Below are 18,152 nucleotides of genomic sequence, written 5' to 3' on the forward strand. Positions count from 1 at the left end.
GTCATTCCACACCTCCAGGACGGGTCCTTCCACCGACCGTCCCATCGACCAACCGCCCCGGCCATGTCCTCCCACCCCACAATCCGAGCCGCAGCAGTGTCCTCACGGTCTCGGCGTCACGGTAGAGCGAAATTTTCGTGGCAAGCGGTTGCTATTGATCGGCCCCGGTTCTCCGGACAAGGTTTCAGGGCCTTCCGCCGGAGAATGTCAAGGAGCCTGAAGATGACTGCAGACCTCACGCGACGCCGCCTGCTCCAAGCGACCGGGGCGACTGTTGCCGCCGGCTACGTCACGTCCGGGGCCGGAATAGCGGCAGCCAGACCCGCGCCCGTTCCACCGCTGGTCACCTACCCGATTCCCGCCGGGATCGCGCAGGCGTCCACCTTCGAGGTCAAGGTCCGTACGGCGGCCGGTCCCTGGACCACGGTGCCGACGTACTCGGTCAACCTCAAGCAGATCAACGCGACGACCGGCGCCGGCCAGGTGCTGAAGTCGTCGATGGCGTACTTCGACTTCGCCAAGTCGGTCGAGGTCCGGGTCAGGTACACGAAGGGCACCGTCGACACCGCCCGGATCCGGCCGCTGTCCCTCGGGATCGAGCCCGCCATCGACGACGAGAGCACGGTGCACTTCACGCTCACCCAACCGCGCAAGATCGTGGTCGAGGTGAACGGCGAGATCTTCGACTGCCTGCACCTGCTCGCCCGTCCGATCGAGACCGACGTCCCCTCCCCCGACGACCCGGACGTCATCTACTACGGCCCCGGCGTGCACACGACCGCGACCAATCAGCTCGAGGTGCCGAGCGGGAAGACGGTCTACCTGGCCGGTGGCGCCGTACTGAAGGCCTCGGTGATCTTCAAGAACGTCACGAACGCAGGCCTGACCGGACGCGGTGTCATCTACGGCACCAACGGCGGCGGATGCACCGTCGTCGGCTCGAAGAACGTCCGCGTCGACGGCATCTCGATGCTCGATCTGACGACCGGCTACGCGATCACCGCAGGGATGTCCGAACAGGTCAGCATCACCGACTTCGGCTACTTCAGCGCGGGCCAGTGGGGCGACGGGATCGACATCTTCTCCAGTAGCGACGTGTCGATCGACAACTCCTTCCTGCGCTGTTCCGACGACTGCATCGCGCTCTACACGCACCGCTGGGACTACTACGGCGATACCCGGAACATCACGATCTCCAACTCGAGCCTCTGGGCGGATGTCGCGCACCCGATCAACATCGGCACCCACGGCAACACGGCCGATCCCGAGGTGCTGGAGAACCTCACGATCAGCAACGTGGACATCCTCGACCACCGCGAACCGCAGAAGTGGTACCAGGGCGCCATCGCGATCAACCCCGGCGACAGCAACCTGGTCCGGAACGTGCGGATCGAGAACGTGCGCGTGGAGGACTTCCGCTGGGGACAGTTCATCCATCTGCGCGTGGCCTACAACAAGTCGTACAACACCTCGGCCGGCCGCGGCATCGAGGGCGTCTACGTCAAGAACCTGACCTATACGGGCAAGAACGCGGAGACCGCGATGATGCTCGGGTACGACGAGGCGCGCGGCATCAAGGACGTGACGTTCCAGAACCTCGTGGTCAACGGCACCGTGATGGCCTCGACCATGCGTAAACCCGGGTGGTTCACGGTCGCCGACATGGCCGACATCCACGTCAACGAGCACGTGACGAACCTGCGCTGGCTGGACGCGGCCACGGCCCCGACGACAACGCCTCCGACGATCACGACCGCCGCCACCGGCAACCTCACCACGGGCGTACCGGTTGTCCTCACTATCAGCGCCACCGGCTTCCCCGCCGGCTTCGACGCCCAGAATCTGCCGGCCGGACTCACCGTCGACAAGACCACCGGCATCATCACCGGCGTCCCGGCCCGCCCCGGCACGTACAACGTGAACCTGAGCGTCACCAACGTCGCCGGGACCACCGCCAAGAGCCTCATCCTGACCGTGCGCTGAACCATTGCGTACAACACCACCGCCCCGAAGGAGAAGGACATGCACGAGAAGGAGATCGATCGACGCACCATTCTGAAAGCCGCCGGAGGTGTGGCCGCGGCGGGAGTAGCGGCCGCGACCGGCGTCACCGCACTCAGCCGGCCCGCGGACGCCGCACCGGCCACCTTCACCCACCCCGGAGGGCTGCACAACTGGGGTGACCTCAACCGGGCCAAGGTCCGGGTTGCGGCGGGCGACGACCCGTGGCTGTCGGGCTGGAACCGCCTGACCGCCAACTCGCATGCGCAGTCCACCTGGGCGCCGAGGCCGCAGGCAACGATCATCCGCGGCGGTACCGGCGAGAACTACGGCATCCTCTACAACGACATCCACGCCGCCTATCAGAACGCGCTCCGCTGGTGGGTCCAGGGCTCGACCGCACACGGCGACTGCGCACGCAACATCCTCAACGCCTGGTCGGCCACCTTGACCTCGGTCAGCGGCAACGCAGACCGGTTCCTGGCGGCCGGCATCTACGGATACCAGTTCGCGGCAGTCGCCGAGCTGATGCGCGGCTACTCGGGCTTCGACCTCGCCCGGTTCAAGACGATGATGCTCAACGTCTTCTACCCGATGAACAACTCGTTCCTGACCAACCACAACGACGCCTGCATCACGAACTACTGGGCCAACTGGGATCTGTGCAGCATGAACTCGATCCTTGCCATCGGCATCCTCTGCGACGACGCCGCGAAGTACGACCAGGCCGTCAACTACTTCAAGAACGGCGCCGGCAACGGGTCGATCGCGCACGCGATCCCGTTCGTGTACGACGACCAGGGCCTTGCGCAATGGCAGGAGTCGGGGCGCGACCAGGGCCACACCATGATGGGGATGGGCCAGATGGGCGCGTTCTGCGAGATGGCCTGGAACCAGGGTGACGACCTGTACGGCTACGACAACAACCGTTTCCTGAAGGCCGCGCAGTACGTCGCGAAGTACAATCTCGGTGAGGATGTCCCGTTCACGAAGTACGCCTGGGGAACCGGCCAGAACTGCGCCTATCAGGAGCACACGGTCATCTCCAGCGCGAGCCGCGGCCAGATCCGGCCGGTGTGGGACATCCTGCACTTCCACTACACGCGGCGTAAGAACCTCACCGTGCCGTACATCTCGGCGATGGCCGCGCAGGTCCGTCCCGAGGGAGGCGGCGGCGACTACGGCTCGACGAGCGGCGGCTTCGACCAGACCGGCTTCGGAACACTGACCTACGCCAAGTAGACGTCGTCGAAGACGGTAGTGCTGAGCGCGAACGGTGCGCCGGAGACAACGGCCAGACCCACGTAGTAGGGCGCGGAGCCGAACGTGTCGATCTGGCCCGGCGCGCCGATCGCGGTCCAGCTCTCGCCGTCGGGGGAAACCTCGGCGGCGAAGGCGTTTCCGGTACGCCGGATGCGCAGCCAGGTGGCCGTACCGGTACCGGTCGTGGTCACGAGGCCCGTCGCAACGCGGAGCCGCTGGACGAACTGCGGCGTACCGCCGTCGAGAACCACGCCGGCCAGCTGGTCGAACGGCGACAGCGACTTGGTCATCAGCAACCCCACCCGACCGGAACCTCCACGACTCACGACCCGCGCCGTGAACGTAGCGTCTCCGGTCACCGCCTGGTAGGCGTACTGAGCCGTCATGCCCTGCCCGATCACGTTCAGATCCGAACCGGCACCTCGAACGGTGAACTGACCGTCGTAGCTGGTGATCCCGGGCGTCCTGATCGCAACCGCACTGAAGCTTCCCAATTGCCGCTCGTCGAGCACGTAGTCACCGATGTCGGCGTACCGCCACGGCGCCGGCGGAGGCGCTCCAACGGTCAGCGTCGCCTCCGCCGCACCAACACCAGCCGCGTTGCGCGCGGAAACCCCCAGCTCGAAGGTCCCGGCTCTGAGCGGCCTCCCGCTGATGACACCGGTCTTCCGGTCCAGCGACAGGCCGTCCGGAAGACCGGACACCGCGAAGCTGATCGGATCGTTGCTGGCGGCGACGCGGAACCGGAACTCCACTCCCCGGTTCGCGAACGCCGCCGAAGCGCTGCTGATCGACGGCGCGGTCGCCGTCGGCATCATCGCCGTCGCCTTCGCTGAGTCAGGCCCAGACCCGGCGGCATTCGTCTTCGCGACCAGGTAGTCGTAGCTCTGCCCCGGTACGGCGGTGACATCCCGGTAGCGCGTCTCCACGCCGAACCCGATCGGCGTGACACCCGAGGCGATCACCCGGTACGGTCCGCCGGCGTGCCGACGTTTGACGGCGTACGTCGCCGACACATCCAGATCGGACCACGCCAACTCGATGGCACCACCCGCGGCGCCGGCGCGCAGTTCGCCTGCTGGCGCACACGGAGTATCAGTCGTCCATCCCTGGACGGTCACGTTGTCGAACGCTGCCGTCGTCGACTCCGCGTACGGCTGGTCGACCCCGAGCGCCCCACAGGTCGCGAGACCCGCGTAGACGTCGCGTCCCAGGTGAACCCGGGACGAGCCGACCTCGGTCCACTCAACGCCGTCGGGCGAGATGAGTCCGGTCAGAACGTCTCCCCTGCGGACCAGCCGCACCCAGTACGGTCGCCGCAGCCGGTACCCGTCGCTCGCGGCCTCGACGTACGGCGGCAGCAACGGAGTCGCGGACTCCGGGAGCGTGCCGAGATCGGAGATCGGGAAGCCCGCATTGACGGTGATGCCCTGCTGTTGCGTCGGCGGTACGCCGGTGCTGCCCGTCGCCGCCGTACGCGTGCCGCCGACGGTCCGGACTGTCCACACGCCGCTCCAGGTGTGCAACGGCAACCCCTTGATCAGCATCGACGCATGCGCCGAGTACGCCGACAGGTTCTGCCGCAGCATCACGCCGACAGTGGCGTACTGCGAACTCACCGGGTGGACCACCCGCGCTGTCAGCACCCCGTCACCGCGCAGCGGGACATACACGAACCGGAAACTGTCCTGCTCACCGCCGATGTCCGCACCGCCCGCCTCGACCGTGAACCTCTCCCCGTCGAAGCCCGTACCACCCGGAACCACGACCGGGCCGATGTCCTGACTCACCCACGGATCCAGCCGCGCAACCGTCACCGGCAGCGAATCAGCACTCGCACCGGCCCGAACCTTGTACGAGTAGACCCGCCCACGGGCGGCCCTGTCGTTCCAGGTCGTCGATCGGATGCCCGCAGCAACAACCTCGTACTTCCCGCCGCGGCCCGTCGCCCTGCTGATCGTATAGCTGCTCGCATCCACAGACGCCGCCCACGACACAACTACTCCGTCGGCCGACGCCCGCGCCGTCAACCCGCTCGGAACGCCCGGCGGTACCGCGGGACCGTTCTGAGGGACTGCACTCCGGGCCTGGGTGAACGTGCCCCACGCGGGGTGATCGTCACTGTTTCCTTCTACGACACGAGCACCGTCGGCACCACGGAACACCACCCGTTCGAGATTCGGTGCGGACAGCCCACGCCGACTGACGTAGTGCGCGTAGGCCAGCTCGTAGATCGGCTGGAAAGCACCTCGATTGATCGTCGAGATCGCCGTTTTGATGTACTTCCCGGTCCGATCGAGATCGAGTGTGAACGGGATCGAGTCATCGCCCAGGTTGTAGCGAGCGGTGTACTCGAAGCCGTGCAGGATCCTGTTGTCCAGCCGGCCGAACAGATCGACACCCTGGCTCCAGGCCACCGCGGCACAGTTGGCCAGCAGCCCCAACGCCAACTGGGCATACGACTGCGATCGACCACTCTCCTGACCCTGCCCGGTCGCCGACACGACGATGTGCTCGATCCGGCCGTTGCCCGCCCCCGCCACGGCGTACCGCACCGCATCCTCGAACATCACCCGGTCGTCGCAGAACACCGCGATCGCCAGAACCGCCTGCAAAGCCGCGAGATCCCAGTTGCCGTTGGCAAACAGCGCATAGCCGGAAACCGCCGGATACCAGACCTTGCGGAACGACTCCTCGCACCGCCGGACATCCTCCGGCGCCCAGCCGCCGTACCCGCTGTAACGCAGAATCTCGGCAGCGTTGACGAACTTGAACACCTGCAGACCGACCCCGAGCTGCCCGTCCGCACCCGTAATCGCGGTCAAGCTCGCCGACCAGGCGTCCAGGATGTCCCGCGCCTTGTCCGCGTACCGCACATCACCAGTGGCCGACCACATCAACGCGTTCTGATAAGCGGCACCCGAATCGTTCACCGCCTCACTCATGAAGTTCGCCGGCCCACGCCCCCAAGAGGTGATTTGCCCGACGTTGCGAACGACATAGTCATACGACGACCTGTTGTTCGCGGCCATCGCCAGGAAGCCGTCGTACACCGGACTCACCCGGCCAGCCACACCTTGCCGCATCCGCTCCAAGTCAGCCGCGTCGTGCAGCAACCCCGGATGCCTGAACGTCGCCGGTGCCGCAGCACCCGCGGGTGCTGCGATCGACGTAGCCGGAGAGCCAAGCTGACCCGCGAGCACCGAACCGCCAGAGGCGACCAGCAACGTACGGCGACTCATGGTCGACAACTCGGTGACATCGGAATCTGTCATCTGCGCTCCTCAGAAGAAAGTGTCGCCAGCCAACTCTCGACGAGGTCGACGAACTGGCGTGGGCGTTCGTGGTGCAGGAAGTGACCGCAGCCGGGCCAGAGGACGACTCGTGAGCCGTAGGGCAGTGACAGGCCGATGTCCCACGCGGCCATCGCGGGAGTCGGGCGGATGCACAGCAACGGTTGGGTCAGGCCGGACAGCCGCGTGACTGCGGCCAGGCGCGCGCCGAACGCGTCGGGGTTCGTGTACATCCCCGCATAGCTTTCGGCGAGCACATGCCCCGGCGTCGCGAGCAACTGCTCGCGGACGGCGCCGGCAGGCAGCCCGAGTTGGCGGACCGCCGCCTCCGGTCCGTCGTTCCGGAGCGCGGCCAGACGCTGCTCGAAGGTGGCTGCCTCCGCCTCGTCCGCGCCGTACGCCGGATCGACGACAACGACCGCGCTGACCAGCTCGGGACGTTCCAATGCCAGCTCTGCGACGATCTGTCCGCCCATCGAGTGCCCGACCGCCACGATCGGACCGAGATCCAGACGGTCGACAAGCGCCGCGAGATCTCCCGCGTAGTCCGCCGGCCGATACCCGTGCCGGAGTACCGGTGAACGCCCGTGGCCGCGGAGGTCGACCGTGACGACGCGGTGCCGTGCGAAGCTCAGGCCGCTCCACGCGCGACTGTCACCGCCCCAGCCATGGACGAGCAGCAGCGGATCACCCGTTCCGGTGTCACTCAGCCAGATCGGAACCCGGTGGGCTTCGACATTCACCGCCATGGATGGCAGCATAGTTAACGTTTTCTACACGGAGTCAGGGCAAGACCTGGACGAAATTTTCGAGCGGACAGAAGGGTTGGCGCGTGGCAGGAGTGAGCCTCGGAAGCCGTCCGACGGTGAAGGACGTCGCCGCAGCTGCGGGCGTGAGCGCCACGACGGTCTCGCGGGTGCTCGCCGGGAACTACCCGGTCAGCGCCTCGACCCGGAAACGGGTCCTCCGGGCCGTGCAGGACCTCGACTTCGTGATCAACGCGCAGGCCCGTGCCCTGGTCGGAGGCACGACGCGGACGGTCGCGTTCGTCGTCCGCGACCTCGTCGGTCCGCTGTTCGCCTACATCGGGCAAGGCGTCGAGCAGCAGGCCACCGCCGAGGGCCGCGTCTGTCTGGTCTGCACCCATCACGGCGACGCCGATCGCGAGCTCGAACTCATCGAACTGATGCGCGAGCAGCAGGCCGAGGCAGTCGTGCTGGTCGGCGGCGGTCTCCGTACGCCGGAACACCTCGAGCGGATGGCACAGATCGCCAGGTCGTTGGAGCGGGTCGGCTCGCGCCTGGTGCTCTGCGGCCGCCCGCCGATCGGCCCCGACGTACCAGCCACCGTCGTCGAGTACGACAACGAGGGCGGCGCGTTCGCGGTGACGAACTACCTGCTCTCGCTCGGCCATCGCCGGATCGCGTTCGTCGGCGCCGCCGAGCCGGACCACACCACGACCAGCGCTCGCTTCGACGGCTTCACTCGCGCGCACGCGGCGCACGGCCTGACCGTCGATCCCGGACTCGTTGCCGGCGGCACCTTCGATCGCGAGTCCGGCTACCGGCAGACCAAGGCTCTGCTGACCCGTGACACGGGCATGACCGCTGTCGTCGGCATCACGGACATCGTCGCGAGCGGTGTCCTCGCCGCGCTCCACGAGGCCGGGCTCCGGGTGCCCGAGGACATCTCCGTCGCCGGGTACGACGACATCCCGCAGAGCGCCGATCTCCATCCGGCGCTGACCACGGTCCACATCCCGCACGAGGAGCTCGGGCGTTCCGCCGTACGGCTCGCACTCCATCGGGACGACTACGCCCAGGATCAGCACCTGATGCTCGGGACGCACGTGGTGATCAGGAAGTCGACCGCTCCGCCCAGCGAGCGCTAGGAGAACCATGGCCACCAGCAGTACGCCGAGGTCCAGCAACCGCAAGTCCTCGAGCTCGCCCACCCTGGCCGACGTCGCCGCGCACGCCGGGGTGTCGCCCGCGACGGTCTCCCGCGTCCTGGCCGGCAACTACCCGGTCTCCCGATCGGCGAACCAGCGCGTCCTGCGATCGATCCGCGAGCTCAACTACTCCGCGAACACCCACGCCCGGGCGTTGGCCGGCGTACAGACGAAGACGATCGCGTTCATCCTGGCCGACGTCCGCGGCCAGTCGTTCGCCGACGCGGCGCACGGCGTCGAGCAGGAGGCTTCGCGCCGCGGATGGCTCAGTCTGATCGGCACCACCCAAGGCGATTCGGAGCGGGAGCTCGCGCTGGTGCAACTGATGCGCGAGCAACGCGCCGGCGCCGTGATCCTGATCGGTGGTGTCACCAACGAAGCGGCAGACTACCGCGCGAAGATGACCGACCTCGCCCGCTCACTCCACTCCGCCGGTTCCTTGCTGGTGCTGTGTGGACGGCCTCCGCTGGGCGATGACGTACCCACCGCCGTGATCGAGTACGACAACGAGCAGGGCGCCTACGCCATGACGAGTCACCTGTTGTCGCAAGGTCACCGCCGGACCCTCTTCCTTGCCGGTCCCGAGCGTCAGAGCACCAGCATGCAGCGGTTGGCCGGACATCGACGTGCCTTGCGCGACTTCGGCGTACCGGATGCGCCGGAGCTGGTCGAGCACGGTGTCTTCACCCGGGCCTCCGGCTATCAGCTGACGAAGAACCGATTGGCCGCCGGGCAGGACTTCACGGCGGTCTTCGCGGCCACCGACGTCGTGGCCGCGGGCGTGTACGCCGCTGCCGCCGAGTTCGACCTGAGAGTCCCCGAGGACCTCTCGGTGGTCGGCTACGACGACGTCGAACTCGCCCAGGACCTCCGCCCCAGACTCACCTCGGTCCACGTCCCCTACGAGGAACTCGGCCGAGCAGCAGCCAAGATCGCGCTCGACTCCCAGCACCAACAACCCAACTGGACCGGAGCCCACCGCCTCTTCACCACCCACGTCGTAGTCCGCAACTCAGTCACCCGACGCACCTGACCACAGACGGCAGGTACGACGTACCGTCGAGGACTGCTGCCAGCACTGCCGAGGCTGATGAGGTGGGATCGACTGCGATGCAAGGGATGTCGTAGGCGGTGAGGTAGGCATGTTGGGTGTCGGTGAACTCGACGTCGAGGCCGATCACGCCGCGGGTGCCGCGGGCGAAGAGTCGTTCCAGCCAGAGCCGGGGCACCGGCTCTCCCCCGTTCACTGTCGTGACGACGAGTGCCAGCCCCGGTTCCCGGGCAGCGTCGGCAAGACCGGCGAGTACGTCGCCGGCCCAGCCGCTGCTCTGGCTCGCGACCACCACGTCGACCAGCTCCGACTCCTCGCGACGGTTGCCTGCGGCCTCGGAATCCAGTGGATACCCGGCGCGACGCAGTACCTCCCGGACCCGGGTCCTGGTGGCCGGTGCGACATCCGGGTAGGCGCGCAAGACCTTCGAGACGGTCGAGATCGACACGCCGGCCTCGCGCGCGACCACCGCGAGCTTCCTCCGTGGGGCGGACATCGAGGACAGCCTCACTGACTCTTCAGATACGCGTTCGCCTGCTTCTCCATCTCCGCCTGCAGCTCGGCGAGGCCTGCCTTGTCCACTGCCTTCTTGAGGTTGTCGAGTCCCTTGTCGACGTCGACCGCCCCGATCCACAGCGGATTGCCGTACTGCGTCATCGCCGCGTTGACCTGGCTGTCCTGACGCTTCACCGGCGTCACGTCCGGCACGAACGACGCGTACGGGTCGAGCGTGAAGTTGTCGTACTTCTGTGCCCAGTCGAACCACGCCTCCTCGGTCGGCGTGATGTCCTTGATCTTCAGCTCGAGCTTCTGCCGCCAGCACAGCGCGAACCCGGGGAAGCTGTACTGCGACAGCTGCTGGAACTTGTCCGCGCCCACCGGCTTCCAGTCCGTGCCCTCGACGCCGTAGCTGAGCAGGTCGTGGTTCTCCTTGATCGAGACCCAGTCCTCCAGCTGCATCGCCCGCTCGTTGCTGCGGCCCTTGACGTTGAGTACGACGAAGTTGTCGGCCTGGAACGTCTGGTTGGGCTTGGCGTCCTTGCCGCCCCGCAGCGGTACGACGTTGGCGATCTGCGCGGTCGGAACGGCCTTCCGCAGCGGCGTGAGCGACTGTGACGACAGCCCGTCCGTCATCGCCCACCGGGTCGCGATGCGGCCGGACTCGAACTGGGACTTGATCGTGCTCGAGTCCACGTTCAGCGCGTCCTTGTTGATGATGCCGTCCAGGTAGTACTTGCGGACCTTGCGCAGCGCGTCAACGACGCCCGGAGCCTCCCAGAACGGGATCGGCTTCGCGGACCCGGTGCTCTTCCCGTCCTGCGCCAGGTAGAACGGGAGCGAACCGCCGCTGAAGGTCTGCACGCTGACGTGCGGGTTCTCCCAGTCGTGCTGGTTCAGCCAGCCGACCGGTGCGAAGGCGACCAGGAGATCCGGCATGTTGGACGAGATACCGATCGGAGTGAGCTTCTCCTTCTGCTTGACGTCGTACCAGAACTTCTCGAGCTGATCGAACGTCGAGAGCTCCCCGGCGCCGAGCTTGTCGGCCAGGTCCTGGCGGACCGTGAAGTGGTGGAACCGTGCGGCGGAGTTCACCTGCGGGATCCCGTACAGCTTGCCGGACCACTTGTTCTGCTCGAGCAGCTGCGGGTCCAGGGTCTTGCTCAGGTTCGGGTACTTGCTGATCAGTTCGTCGACGGGAACCAGCGACTTGCTGGCCACGAGCTGGATCATGTTCAGCCAGCGGGCCTGCAGCGCGGTGTCGAAGTTCTCGCCGGCGGTGAACTTGAGCAGCGACTGCTGCTGGTAGTTGGACCACGCGACGAACTGGGGAGCGATGGAGAAGCCCAGGTCGTTCTTGAGCTTCTCGTTGACCTTGGCAAGGATCGCGTCCCAGCCGGTCGGCGAGTCACCGGGCAACAGCAGCGCGAGGGTGTCTGCGGTCTTGCCGGAGCTCGGTGACGACGAGTCTCCGCAGCCGCTCAGTCCGAGCATGGCTGCGAGTGACAGGCCGCCGCCGGCGGCCAAGAAGCCGCGCCTGCTGAGGCCGGCGGGAGATGTGGCGGGCACAATGCCTCCTGAAGTTTCCTGAAGAAATGGTGGGAGACCGTCAGCCTTTGGTGGCTCCCAAGGTGATCCCTTTGACGAAGTAGCGCTGCGCGAACGGGTACGCGAGCAGGATCGGGCCGATGGTGACGACCGTGAGGGCGAGCCGGAGCTGGTAGACCGGCGTCGACTGAGCTGCTGCTGTCGGCAGCATCTGCGAGAACGAGACGTTCGAGATCAGGTTCTGCAGCAGCAGCGGTAGCGGGTACTTGTGGACGTCCGACATGAACAACAGCGCGGTGAACCACTCGTTCCAGTAGTGGACCGCGTAGAACAGGCCGACGACGGCCAGGATCGGCTTGGACAACGGCAGTCCGATCCGGAAGAAGATCTGCATCTCCCCCGCGCCGTCGACCCGGGCCGAGTCGAGGATCTCCTCCGGCAGCTGGCGGAACGCCGAGACCTGGATGAAGACCAGGAACGGTGCCACCAGCAACGGCAGGATCACCGCGAAGTAGCTGTTCTGCAGCTTGAGGTACTGCGTGACCAGCAGGTACAGCGGAACGAGACCGCCGGCGAACAACATCGGGATGTAGGCGAAGATCGCCAACGGCCGGCTGACGTAGGGCAGTCGCCGCGCGATCACCCAGCTCAGCCCGGACGTGATGCTCAGCGCCAGCACCGTACCGACGACAGTGATGAAGATGCTGGCGACGTACGCGCTGACCAGCGTCGGCCCGGTGAAGATCAGTTTGTACGCCGCGGTTGAGAACGGCTGCGGGATGAGGCTGTATCCCTTGCCTGCCAAGGTCTGCTCGTCGGTGAACGAGCCGGACAGGATCACCCAGAAGGGAATCAGGCAGATCAGCATGAACAGCGCGACACCGATGACGCTGACGACGGTGAACGGTTCCCAGCCACCGGTGCGCCGCTTGGCCGCTGTCCGGCCGGTGGCCTTGGCCAGGCTCGAGGTCAGGGTGGTCACAGCAGACTCGTCTCCTTCGAGTACCGGCGCTGGATCAGCACCGCGGTCGACACCAGGACGAAACCGACCACCGACTGGAACAGGCCGATCGCCGCGGTGGTGCCGAAGTCACCGATCTGGCGCAGGGAGCGGAACACGTAGGTGTCGATCACATCGGTCGTCGGGAAGAGCGTGCCGTTGTCGCCGACGATCGCGTAGATCGTGCCGAAGTCTCCGTAGAAGATCCGGCCGACGCCGAGCACCAGCAGGACCGCGGCCGTCGGCTTCAGCAACGGCAGGGTGATCCGGAGCGCCATCTGCGCCCGGCTCGCACCGTCGATCTGGCCCGCCTCATACACGTCTTCGGGGATCGAGGTGATCGCGGCCAGGAAGATGACGCTCATGTAGCCGCCCAGCTGCCAGATCTTGACGAAGGTCAGGATCCACGGCCACGGCCCAGGCTCCGTGTACCAGCTGACCGTCGGCAACCCGAAGCCGGCCAGCGCGTCGTTGACGACGCCTCCGTCTCCCGCCGGCCCGGACAGCAGCACCTGGAGCATGATCGCGATGACGACCGGCGAGACGAAGTACGGGAAGAAGATCGTCGATTGGGCTGCTCGCTTGAAGAAGCGGCCGCGGATCTCGTTCAGCATGATCGCCAGCGTCACGCCGGCGGCCAGCGTCGCGGCGAGGAACAACACGTTCAGCACGATCGTGTTGAGCAGGATCCGCTGCGCGTCGCCGGAGGCGAAGAAGTAGCGGAAGTTGTCCAGGCCGTTCCACGGGCTGCCGAAGAGGCCCTTGCTGATGTCGAACTCCTTGAACGCCACCAGCAGGCCGGCCATCGGCGCGTAGCTGAACACGAGGAAGAACGCGACAGCGGGGACCGCCAGCAATCCCAGCCACAGGCTGGAGCGCACGGAGGTTCGAGTACTCATGGGAGCGGCTCCTTCACCAGGATCTAGAAAGCGCTTTCCATCTGCCGTGAAGGTAGCGCTGGCTTTCAGACGTGTCAAGGCGTAGCAATCGTCGCCTTTTGCAATCAGGCGGCGTGTTCCAGGTCGGCGACGCCGACCCCGAAGCGGAGCGGCTCACCGGCCGCGAACCGCCGCAGTTCGTCCGCGACGCACAGGCCGAGACGTGCGAGTTCGTTGCCGTGCGAGCCGGCGATATGCGGCGTGACGAACGCGTTCGGAAGCATGAACAGCGGCGATCCGGACGGCAGCGGTTCGGGCTCCGTGACGTCGAGCACCGCCGTGATCCGCCCGGTGACCAGCTCCGCGATCAGCGCGTCGGTGTCGATCACTTGCCCGCGCGCCGTGTTGATCAGCGTCGCCCCGTCCCGCAGCAGGGCAAGCTCCGATCGCCCGAGCAAATGATGGGTTTCCGCGGTCAACGGGGCATGCACACTGACGATGTCGCTCGTACTCAGCAGCGTCCCGAGATCGACCGTCGGTACGTCGAGATTCCCGGCGTACGGGTCGTACACCTGGACCCGGAACCCGAACGGCCGCAGCAGCTCCAGCACCTGCCGGCCGATCCGCGAGGCGCCGATCAGCCCGACGGTACGACCGTTGTTCCCGATGTCCGAGTGGATGTAGCCGAGCTCGAAGGTCCGCTCGCGGCGATACCGCTCCCGCAGGTCGAAGGCGCCTTTGCCGGCCATCAGGATCGCGCCGAGCGTGAACTCTGCGACCGGTACGCCGTTCGCCGCTGCCGCCGACGAGACGACGATGCCGCGGTCCCAGACCTCGCGGCTGACGTGGCCCTTCACGCTCCCCGCGGCGTGCAGCACCGCTCGCAGCTTCGGGGCCGCCTCCAGGAGGTGGCGATCGATGACCGGGCAGCCCCACCCGGTGATCAGAACTTCCACCTCGGCCAGGCGATCCAGGACGCGCGGATCGTCGAACCGGTCGACGGGATCGGCCGGTTCGACGAGCGCGAACTGCTCCAGCCGTCGGCGGACGTCCGGCGGGAACAGCTGCGGCCAGTGCTCGGCGGACATGGCGACGAGCGCCGGCAGTTTTTCGGGTACGGGAGACATGCCGTCAGGCTGGCATAGAAAACGTTAACTATCAGGGGATCAAAATTTTCGGAGGCGGCCACAACATGGCACAGCACTGGCACAACACTGGAAAGTGTCCAGATGGCTGTTCTGAGATCGACCGTCCTGACCGCCCTAGTGGCCGTGCTCCTCGCAGTCGTCGGAGTCGCACCAGTCGCCGCCACGCCCTCGGCGGTGACCGCGTTGCCACAGCTGACCCCAGTCACGTCGAGCGCCGGCTTCGTCCATCCGGGACTGGCCGTGAGCGCCTCGTCCCTCGAACTCACTCGCAAGCAGGTCCGCGCCGGCGTCGAGCCGTGGGCGTCGTACTACGCCGCGATGAGCGCCACGGCGTACGCCTCCCGGACCTTCAGCTCCAAGAACCAGGGCACCGTCCTCGACCGGCCGGCGAGCAGCGCCTTCAACTCCCAGGGCATCCAGTCGAGGTTCATCGACGACGCCTTCCGGGCCTACACCCAGTCGATCCTGTACTTCATCACCGGCGACCCGGTCTACCGCGAGAACAGTCTCAAGCTGATCCGGATCTGGGCCCACATGGACCCCGCCGGGTACGTCTACTACCCCGACGCGCACATCCACAGCGGCGCGCCGCTGATGCGGATGCTCGCGGCCGCGGAGATCGTGCGCTACTCGACCGTCACTGCACCGGCCGAGGACGGCTACGACCTCGGCTGGAACGACAGCGACACCGCGGATCTCACCAGCAACCTGATCGTGCCGCTCACGCAGACGTTCCTGTACCGCAACCGCAACTTCATGAATCAGCACAGCTACTCGCTCATCGGCGCGATCGCCGGCTACGTCTTCACCGACAACCTCCCGCGCTACCGCGAGGCGGTCGAGTGGTTCTCGGTGAACTCCACCAACCCTGACGACGACACCAACGGCGCGCTCAGCAAGGTCATGCCGGTGATCGCGAAGAACGACCCGCGGAACCCGTACCGCAAGACGTTCGTCCAGTTGCAGGAGATGGGACGCGACCAGGCTCACGCGTGGGACGACGTCACGATGCTGACGCAGCTCGCCCGCGTCATCGACATCCAGGGCACCAAGCTGGACCCGGTCCGCGGCACCGTGTCGACGCGGAGGGACGCGGTCTCGGTCTACGCGTTCGGCGGCGACCGATTGCTGCGTGGCTCCGAACAGTTCTTCGCGTTCATGATGGGCAAGACGGTCCCGTGGATCGACACCACCCAGCGCGGCGGCGTGCTGTCCCAGGCGTATCGCGGCCGGATCTTCGACCCGACCAACGAGCTCTACACGATCTACAAGAACAGGCTCGGCCCGGCGATCTCCAGGATCGCCCCGAGCATCACCGAGCTGGCCACGACCCAGGACGCCGGCGCGCAGTTCTACTGGGGAACGTCGCCGTACAACTTCTGGAACAGCAACCCGGACTTCAATCCGGATTCCTGGCTGTCCTTCCCCGCCTCCGCTGCCGGATCGGCGCCGCCGGTCCAGCGCGACGCCCTCGTGCAGGCGGAGACGCGAACCACTCCCCTCACTCCCGGCACGTCGGTGGGCAGCGGGTTCGTCCGGATGCGGGCCCAGTCCGCTGGTACGACGATCGCCGTACGGACGTTGCTGTACGACAACCGCAACGGCTACAGCCCGGTCGGCGTACTGATCCGCACGAACGGCACGGCGACCTTGCAGATCAGGAAGGAGCAGGGGCTCGCGCCGTACCGGACGCTGACGCTTCCGAACACGCACGGCGCCTGGCGGTACGTCACCTACGACATGGACACGAGCAAGCTCCGCGGTAGTGCCGGCGGCGAGACTCTCGCCTACTACACGGTCGTCGGATCGCCCGCGGTCACCGTCGACGTCGACGCGATCAACCTTCAGGCGAAGACTCAGCTCACGCCTCCGCAGTTCACGCAGGGTTCGGACGTGAGACTGCTCGCGATCGCCGGCGAATCCTTGTCCACAACGCTCTCGGCAGCCGATGCAGTCTCCTACAGCTCGGGAGCCAACTTTCCGGCAGGCGCATCGCTCGACCAGGGAACAGGCGTGCTGACCTGGACGCCGACCGCAAGCCAGGTCGGTGACCACAACACCTTCGTCGTCGCATCCGACCCGGCCACAGACGCCGTACTCCGTGTGCGGTTGACCGTCAGCGCGACCCGTCAGGACGCCGTGACCGCAGCTCTCGCGGGCTACGACGCCGGTACGACGTACGTCCGGGCCACCCGCTCCGCCATCGACGCGGCGAAAGCGACTGCTGAGGCAGACCTCGCAACCGCCCACCCGGCGACCTTCGCCGCGGATCTCGTCGCGTTGCAGACCGCGGTCGGTCGCCTCGAGAAACTGACACCGACGATGCCGGACGACGGCTCGTTCGACTACTGGGGTCGCGCGACCTCGGCGTCGCTGTCCCAGGTTGCCCTGGGCAACATGCTCGACGGGGACTTCAACACCACCTCCGGTGACCTGACCGCTCCGGCGATCATCGACGTCGGCGCCGGCTTCCGTGTCACGGCCGAGGCGTTCGGGCTGCAGGCGCGGTACAACTTCGGCAACCGCACCCAGGGCGCGAACGTTTACGGGTCGAACGACGGCCGGACGTGGACCTTGCTCACGTCGCGCGAGACCACGGACACCTCCGATGAAGGCTTCGCACTCGAGCGGATCCCGGTCCGCGACGACGTCCTGGGCCGCAGCTTCCGGTTCCTCAAGATCCAGGTCGACCATCCCGGCGTACCCACGGATCCGGCGTACCCGGGCCTTTCGAGCTTCAGCGAGTTCCGCGTCGACGGGCAGCGGCAGGAGATGAGTACGGCGATCAACTCGGTGTCGATCGCCTCCGACGGCAGCGACCCGAAGCGCGCGCAGAACGGCGACACCGTCACGCTGACGATGACGGCCACCGAACCGCTGACCCAGGTCGACGCCTCGATCGAAGGGAGCGAAGCTCAGGCCACAAGCCAGGACGGCTTGCACTGGACCGCGACGATCAAGCTGCGCGACGACATCGGCTACGGTCGCCCGCTGCGCTTCACCGTCGACTACACGACCGCGAGCGGCCAGGCTGGGGCAACGATCATCGACACCACCGACGGCACCGCTCTCGAACTCTGGAACACCCACGTCCGAACCGTGGAAGTCCAGCAAGGCTGGGTGGTCGCTTCCAGTCCGGCCTTCCCCGGCGTGGGCACCCCAGAGGCCAACGGCTGGCGGATGTTCGACGGAGACCTCAACACCTTCACCGACACCACCTCCGGCAACGGATGGGTCACCGTCACTCCCCCGGCCGGCACGAACCTCACGTTCGACGCCGTCCGGGTCCGCCCGCGCAGCAACTTCCCCGCCCGAGCCAACGGCGACCTCGTCCAGGGCTCGAGCGACGGCGGCGCCACCTGGACCACGCTGGCCACGATCAACGGCATCACCGACGGCAACCAGTGGTACGCGTTCACGCTGGCCACGCAGGCGTCGTACCCGATGATCCGGGTCGCCGACTCGCACGGCGGCTTCACCAACCTCGCGGAGGTCCAGTTCCTGGACAGCTGAACCAGCTC

12 protein-coding genes are annotated in these 18,152 nt (G+C 66.8%); 5 read left to right on the forward strand and 7 right to left on the reverse strand.

Annotated elements, in window-relative coordinates; genetic code table 11:
• Nucleotides 1–222: 222 nt before the first annotated feature.
• A complete protein-coding gene (locus OHB24_RS38695) occupies nt 223–1,983 on the forward strand; it encodes a glycosyl hydrolase family 28 protein (RefSeq protein WP_327635916.1) in 1,761 nt (586 codons plus the stop codon).
• Nucleotides 1,984–2,022: 39 nt separating this feature from the next.
• Nucleotides 2,023–3,243, forward strand: coding sequence for an alginate lyase family protein (locus OHB24_RS38700; RefSeq protein ID WP_327635917.1), 1,221 nt, complete (start codon nt 2,023–2,025; stop codon nt 3,241–3,243).
• Here OHB24_RS38700 and OHB24_RS38705 read toward each other — a convergent pair.
• On the reverse strand, nt 3,231–6,539 hold the full coding sequence (locus OHB24_RS38705; protein ID WP_327635918.1) for an alginate lyase family protein: 3,309 nt from the start codon (nt 6,537–6,539) through the stop codon (nt 3,231–3,233). The two genes, OHB24_RS38700 and OHB24_RS38705, sit on opposite strands and share 13 nt — an antisense overlap.
• Nucleotides 6,536–7,306, reverse strand: a complete 771-nt coding sequence (locus OHB24_RS38710) for an alpha/beta fold hydrolase (RefSeq protein WP_327635919.1) — start codon at nt 7,304–7,306, stop codon at nt 6,536–6,538. The genes OHB24_RS38705 and OHB24_RS38710 overlap by 4 nt, the downstream gene beginning before the upstream one ends.
• A gap of 83 nt (nt 7,307–7,389) precedes the next feature.
• On the opposite strand from OHB24_RS38710, the gene OHB24_RS38715 reads away from it, so the two are divergent.
• Together OHB24_RS38715 and OHB24_RS38720 are read left to right on the forward strand one after the other, a co-directional pair.
• On the forward strand, nt 7,390–8,448 hold the full coding sequence (locus OHB24_RS38715; RefSeq protein ID WP_327635920.1) for a LacI family DNA-binding transcriptional regulator: 1,059 nt from the start codon (nt 7,390–7,392) through the stop codon (nt 8,446–8,448).
• Between the two features lie 7 nt (nt 8,449–8,455).
• Entirely contained in the window at nt 8,456–9,541 is a 1,086-nt protein-coding gene (locus tag OHB24_RS38720) for a LacI family DNA-binding transcriptional regulator (RefSeq protein ID WP_327635921.1), read from the forward strand.
• On the opposite strand, the gene OHB24_RS38725 is transcribed toward OHB24_RS38720, so the two are convergent.
• The 5 genes from OHB24_RS38725 to OHB24_RS38745 form a co-directional block, all read right to left on the reverse strand.
• Nucleotides 9,525–10,055 (reverse strand): LacI family DNA-binding transcriptional regulator, encoded by a 531-nt coding sequence (locus OHB24_RS38725; protein ID WP_327635922.1) that lies wholly within the window; start codon nt 10,053–10,055, stop codon nt 9,525–9,527. The genes OHB24_RS38720 and OHB24_RS38725 overlap by 17 nt on opposite strands.
• Nucleotides 10,056–10,066: 11 nt before the next feature.
• A complete protein-coding gene (locus tag OHB24_RS38730) occupies nt 10,067–11,626 on the reverse strand; it encodes a DUF3502 domain-containing protein (protein ID WP_327635923.1) in 1,560 nt (519 codons plus the stop codon).
• A 40-nt stretch (nt 11,627–11,666) separates the two neighbouring features.
• Nucleotides 11,667–12,587 carry a carbohydrate ABC transporter permease gene (locus OHB24_RS38735; protein WP_327635924.1) on the reverse strand — a complete coding sequence of 307 codons (921 nt, stop codon included), beginning with the start codon at nt 12,585–12,587 and terminating at the stop codon, nt 11,667–11,669.
• Entirely contained in the window at nt 12,584–13,504 is a 921-nt protein-coding gene (locus tag OHB24_RS38740) for an ABC transporter permease (RefSeq protein WP_327635925.1), read from the reverse strand. Before OHB24_RS38740 ends, OHB24_RS38735 begins: the two co-directional genes overlap by 4 nt.
• Before the next feature lie 104 nt (nt 13,505–13,608).
• Entirely contained in the window at nt 13,609–14,610 is a 1,002-nt protein-coding gene (locus tag OHB24_RS38745) for a hydroxyacid dehydrogenase (RefSeq protein ID WP_327635926.1), read from the reverse strand.
• Nucleotides 14,611–14,712: 102 nt separating this feature from the next.
• On the opposite strand from OHB24_RS38745, the gene OHB24_RS38750 reads away from it, so the two are divergent.
• Nucleotides 14,713–18,144 (forward strand): discoidin domain-containing protein, encoded by a 3,432-nt coding sequence (locus OHB24_RS38750; protein WP_327635927.1) that lies wholly within the window; start codon nt 14,713–14,715, stop codon nt 18,142–18,144.
• The last annotated feature ends 8 nt before the right edge of the window (nt 18,145–18,152 follow it).

It is taken from the genome of Kribbella sp. NBC_00482, assembly GCF_036013725.1.
GTDB lineage: Bacteria > Actinomycetota > Actinomycetes > Propionibacteriales > Kribbellaceae > Kribbella.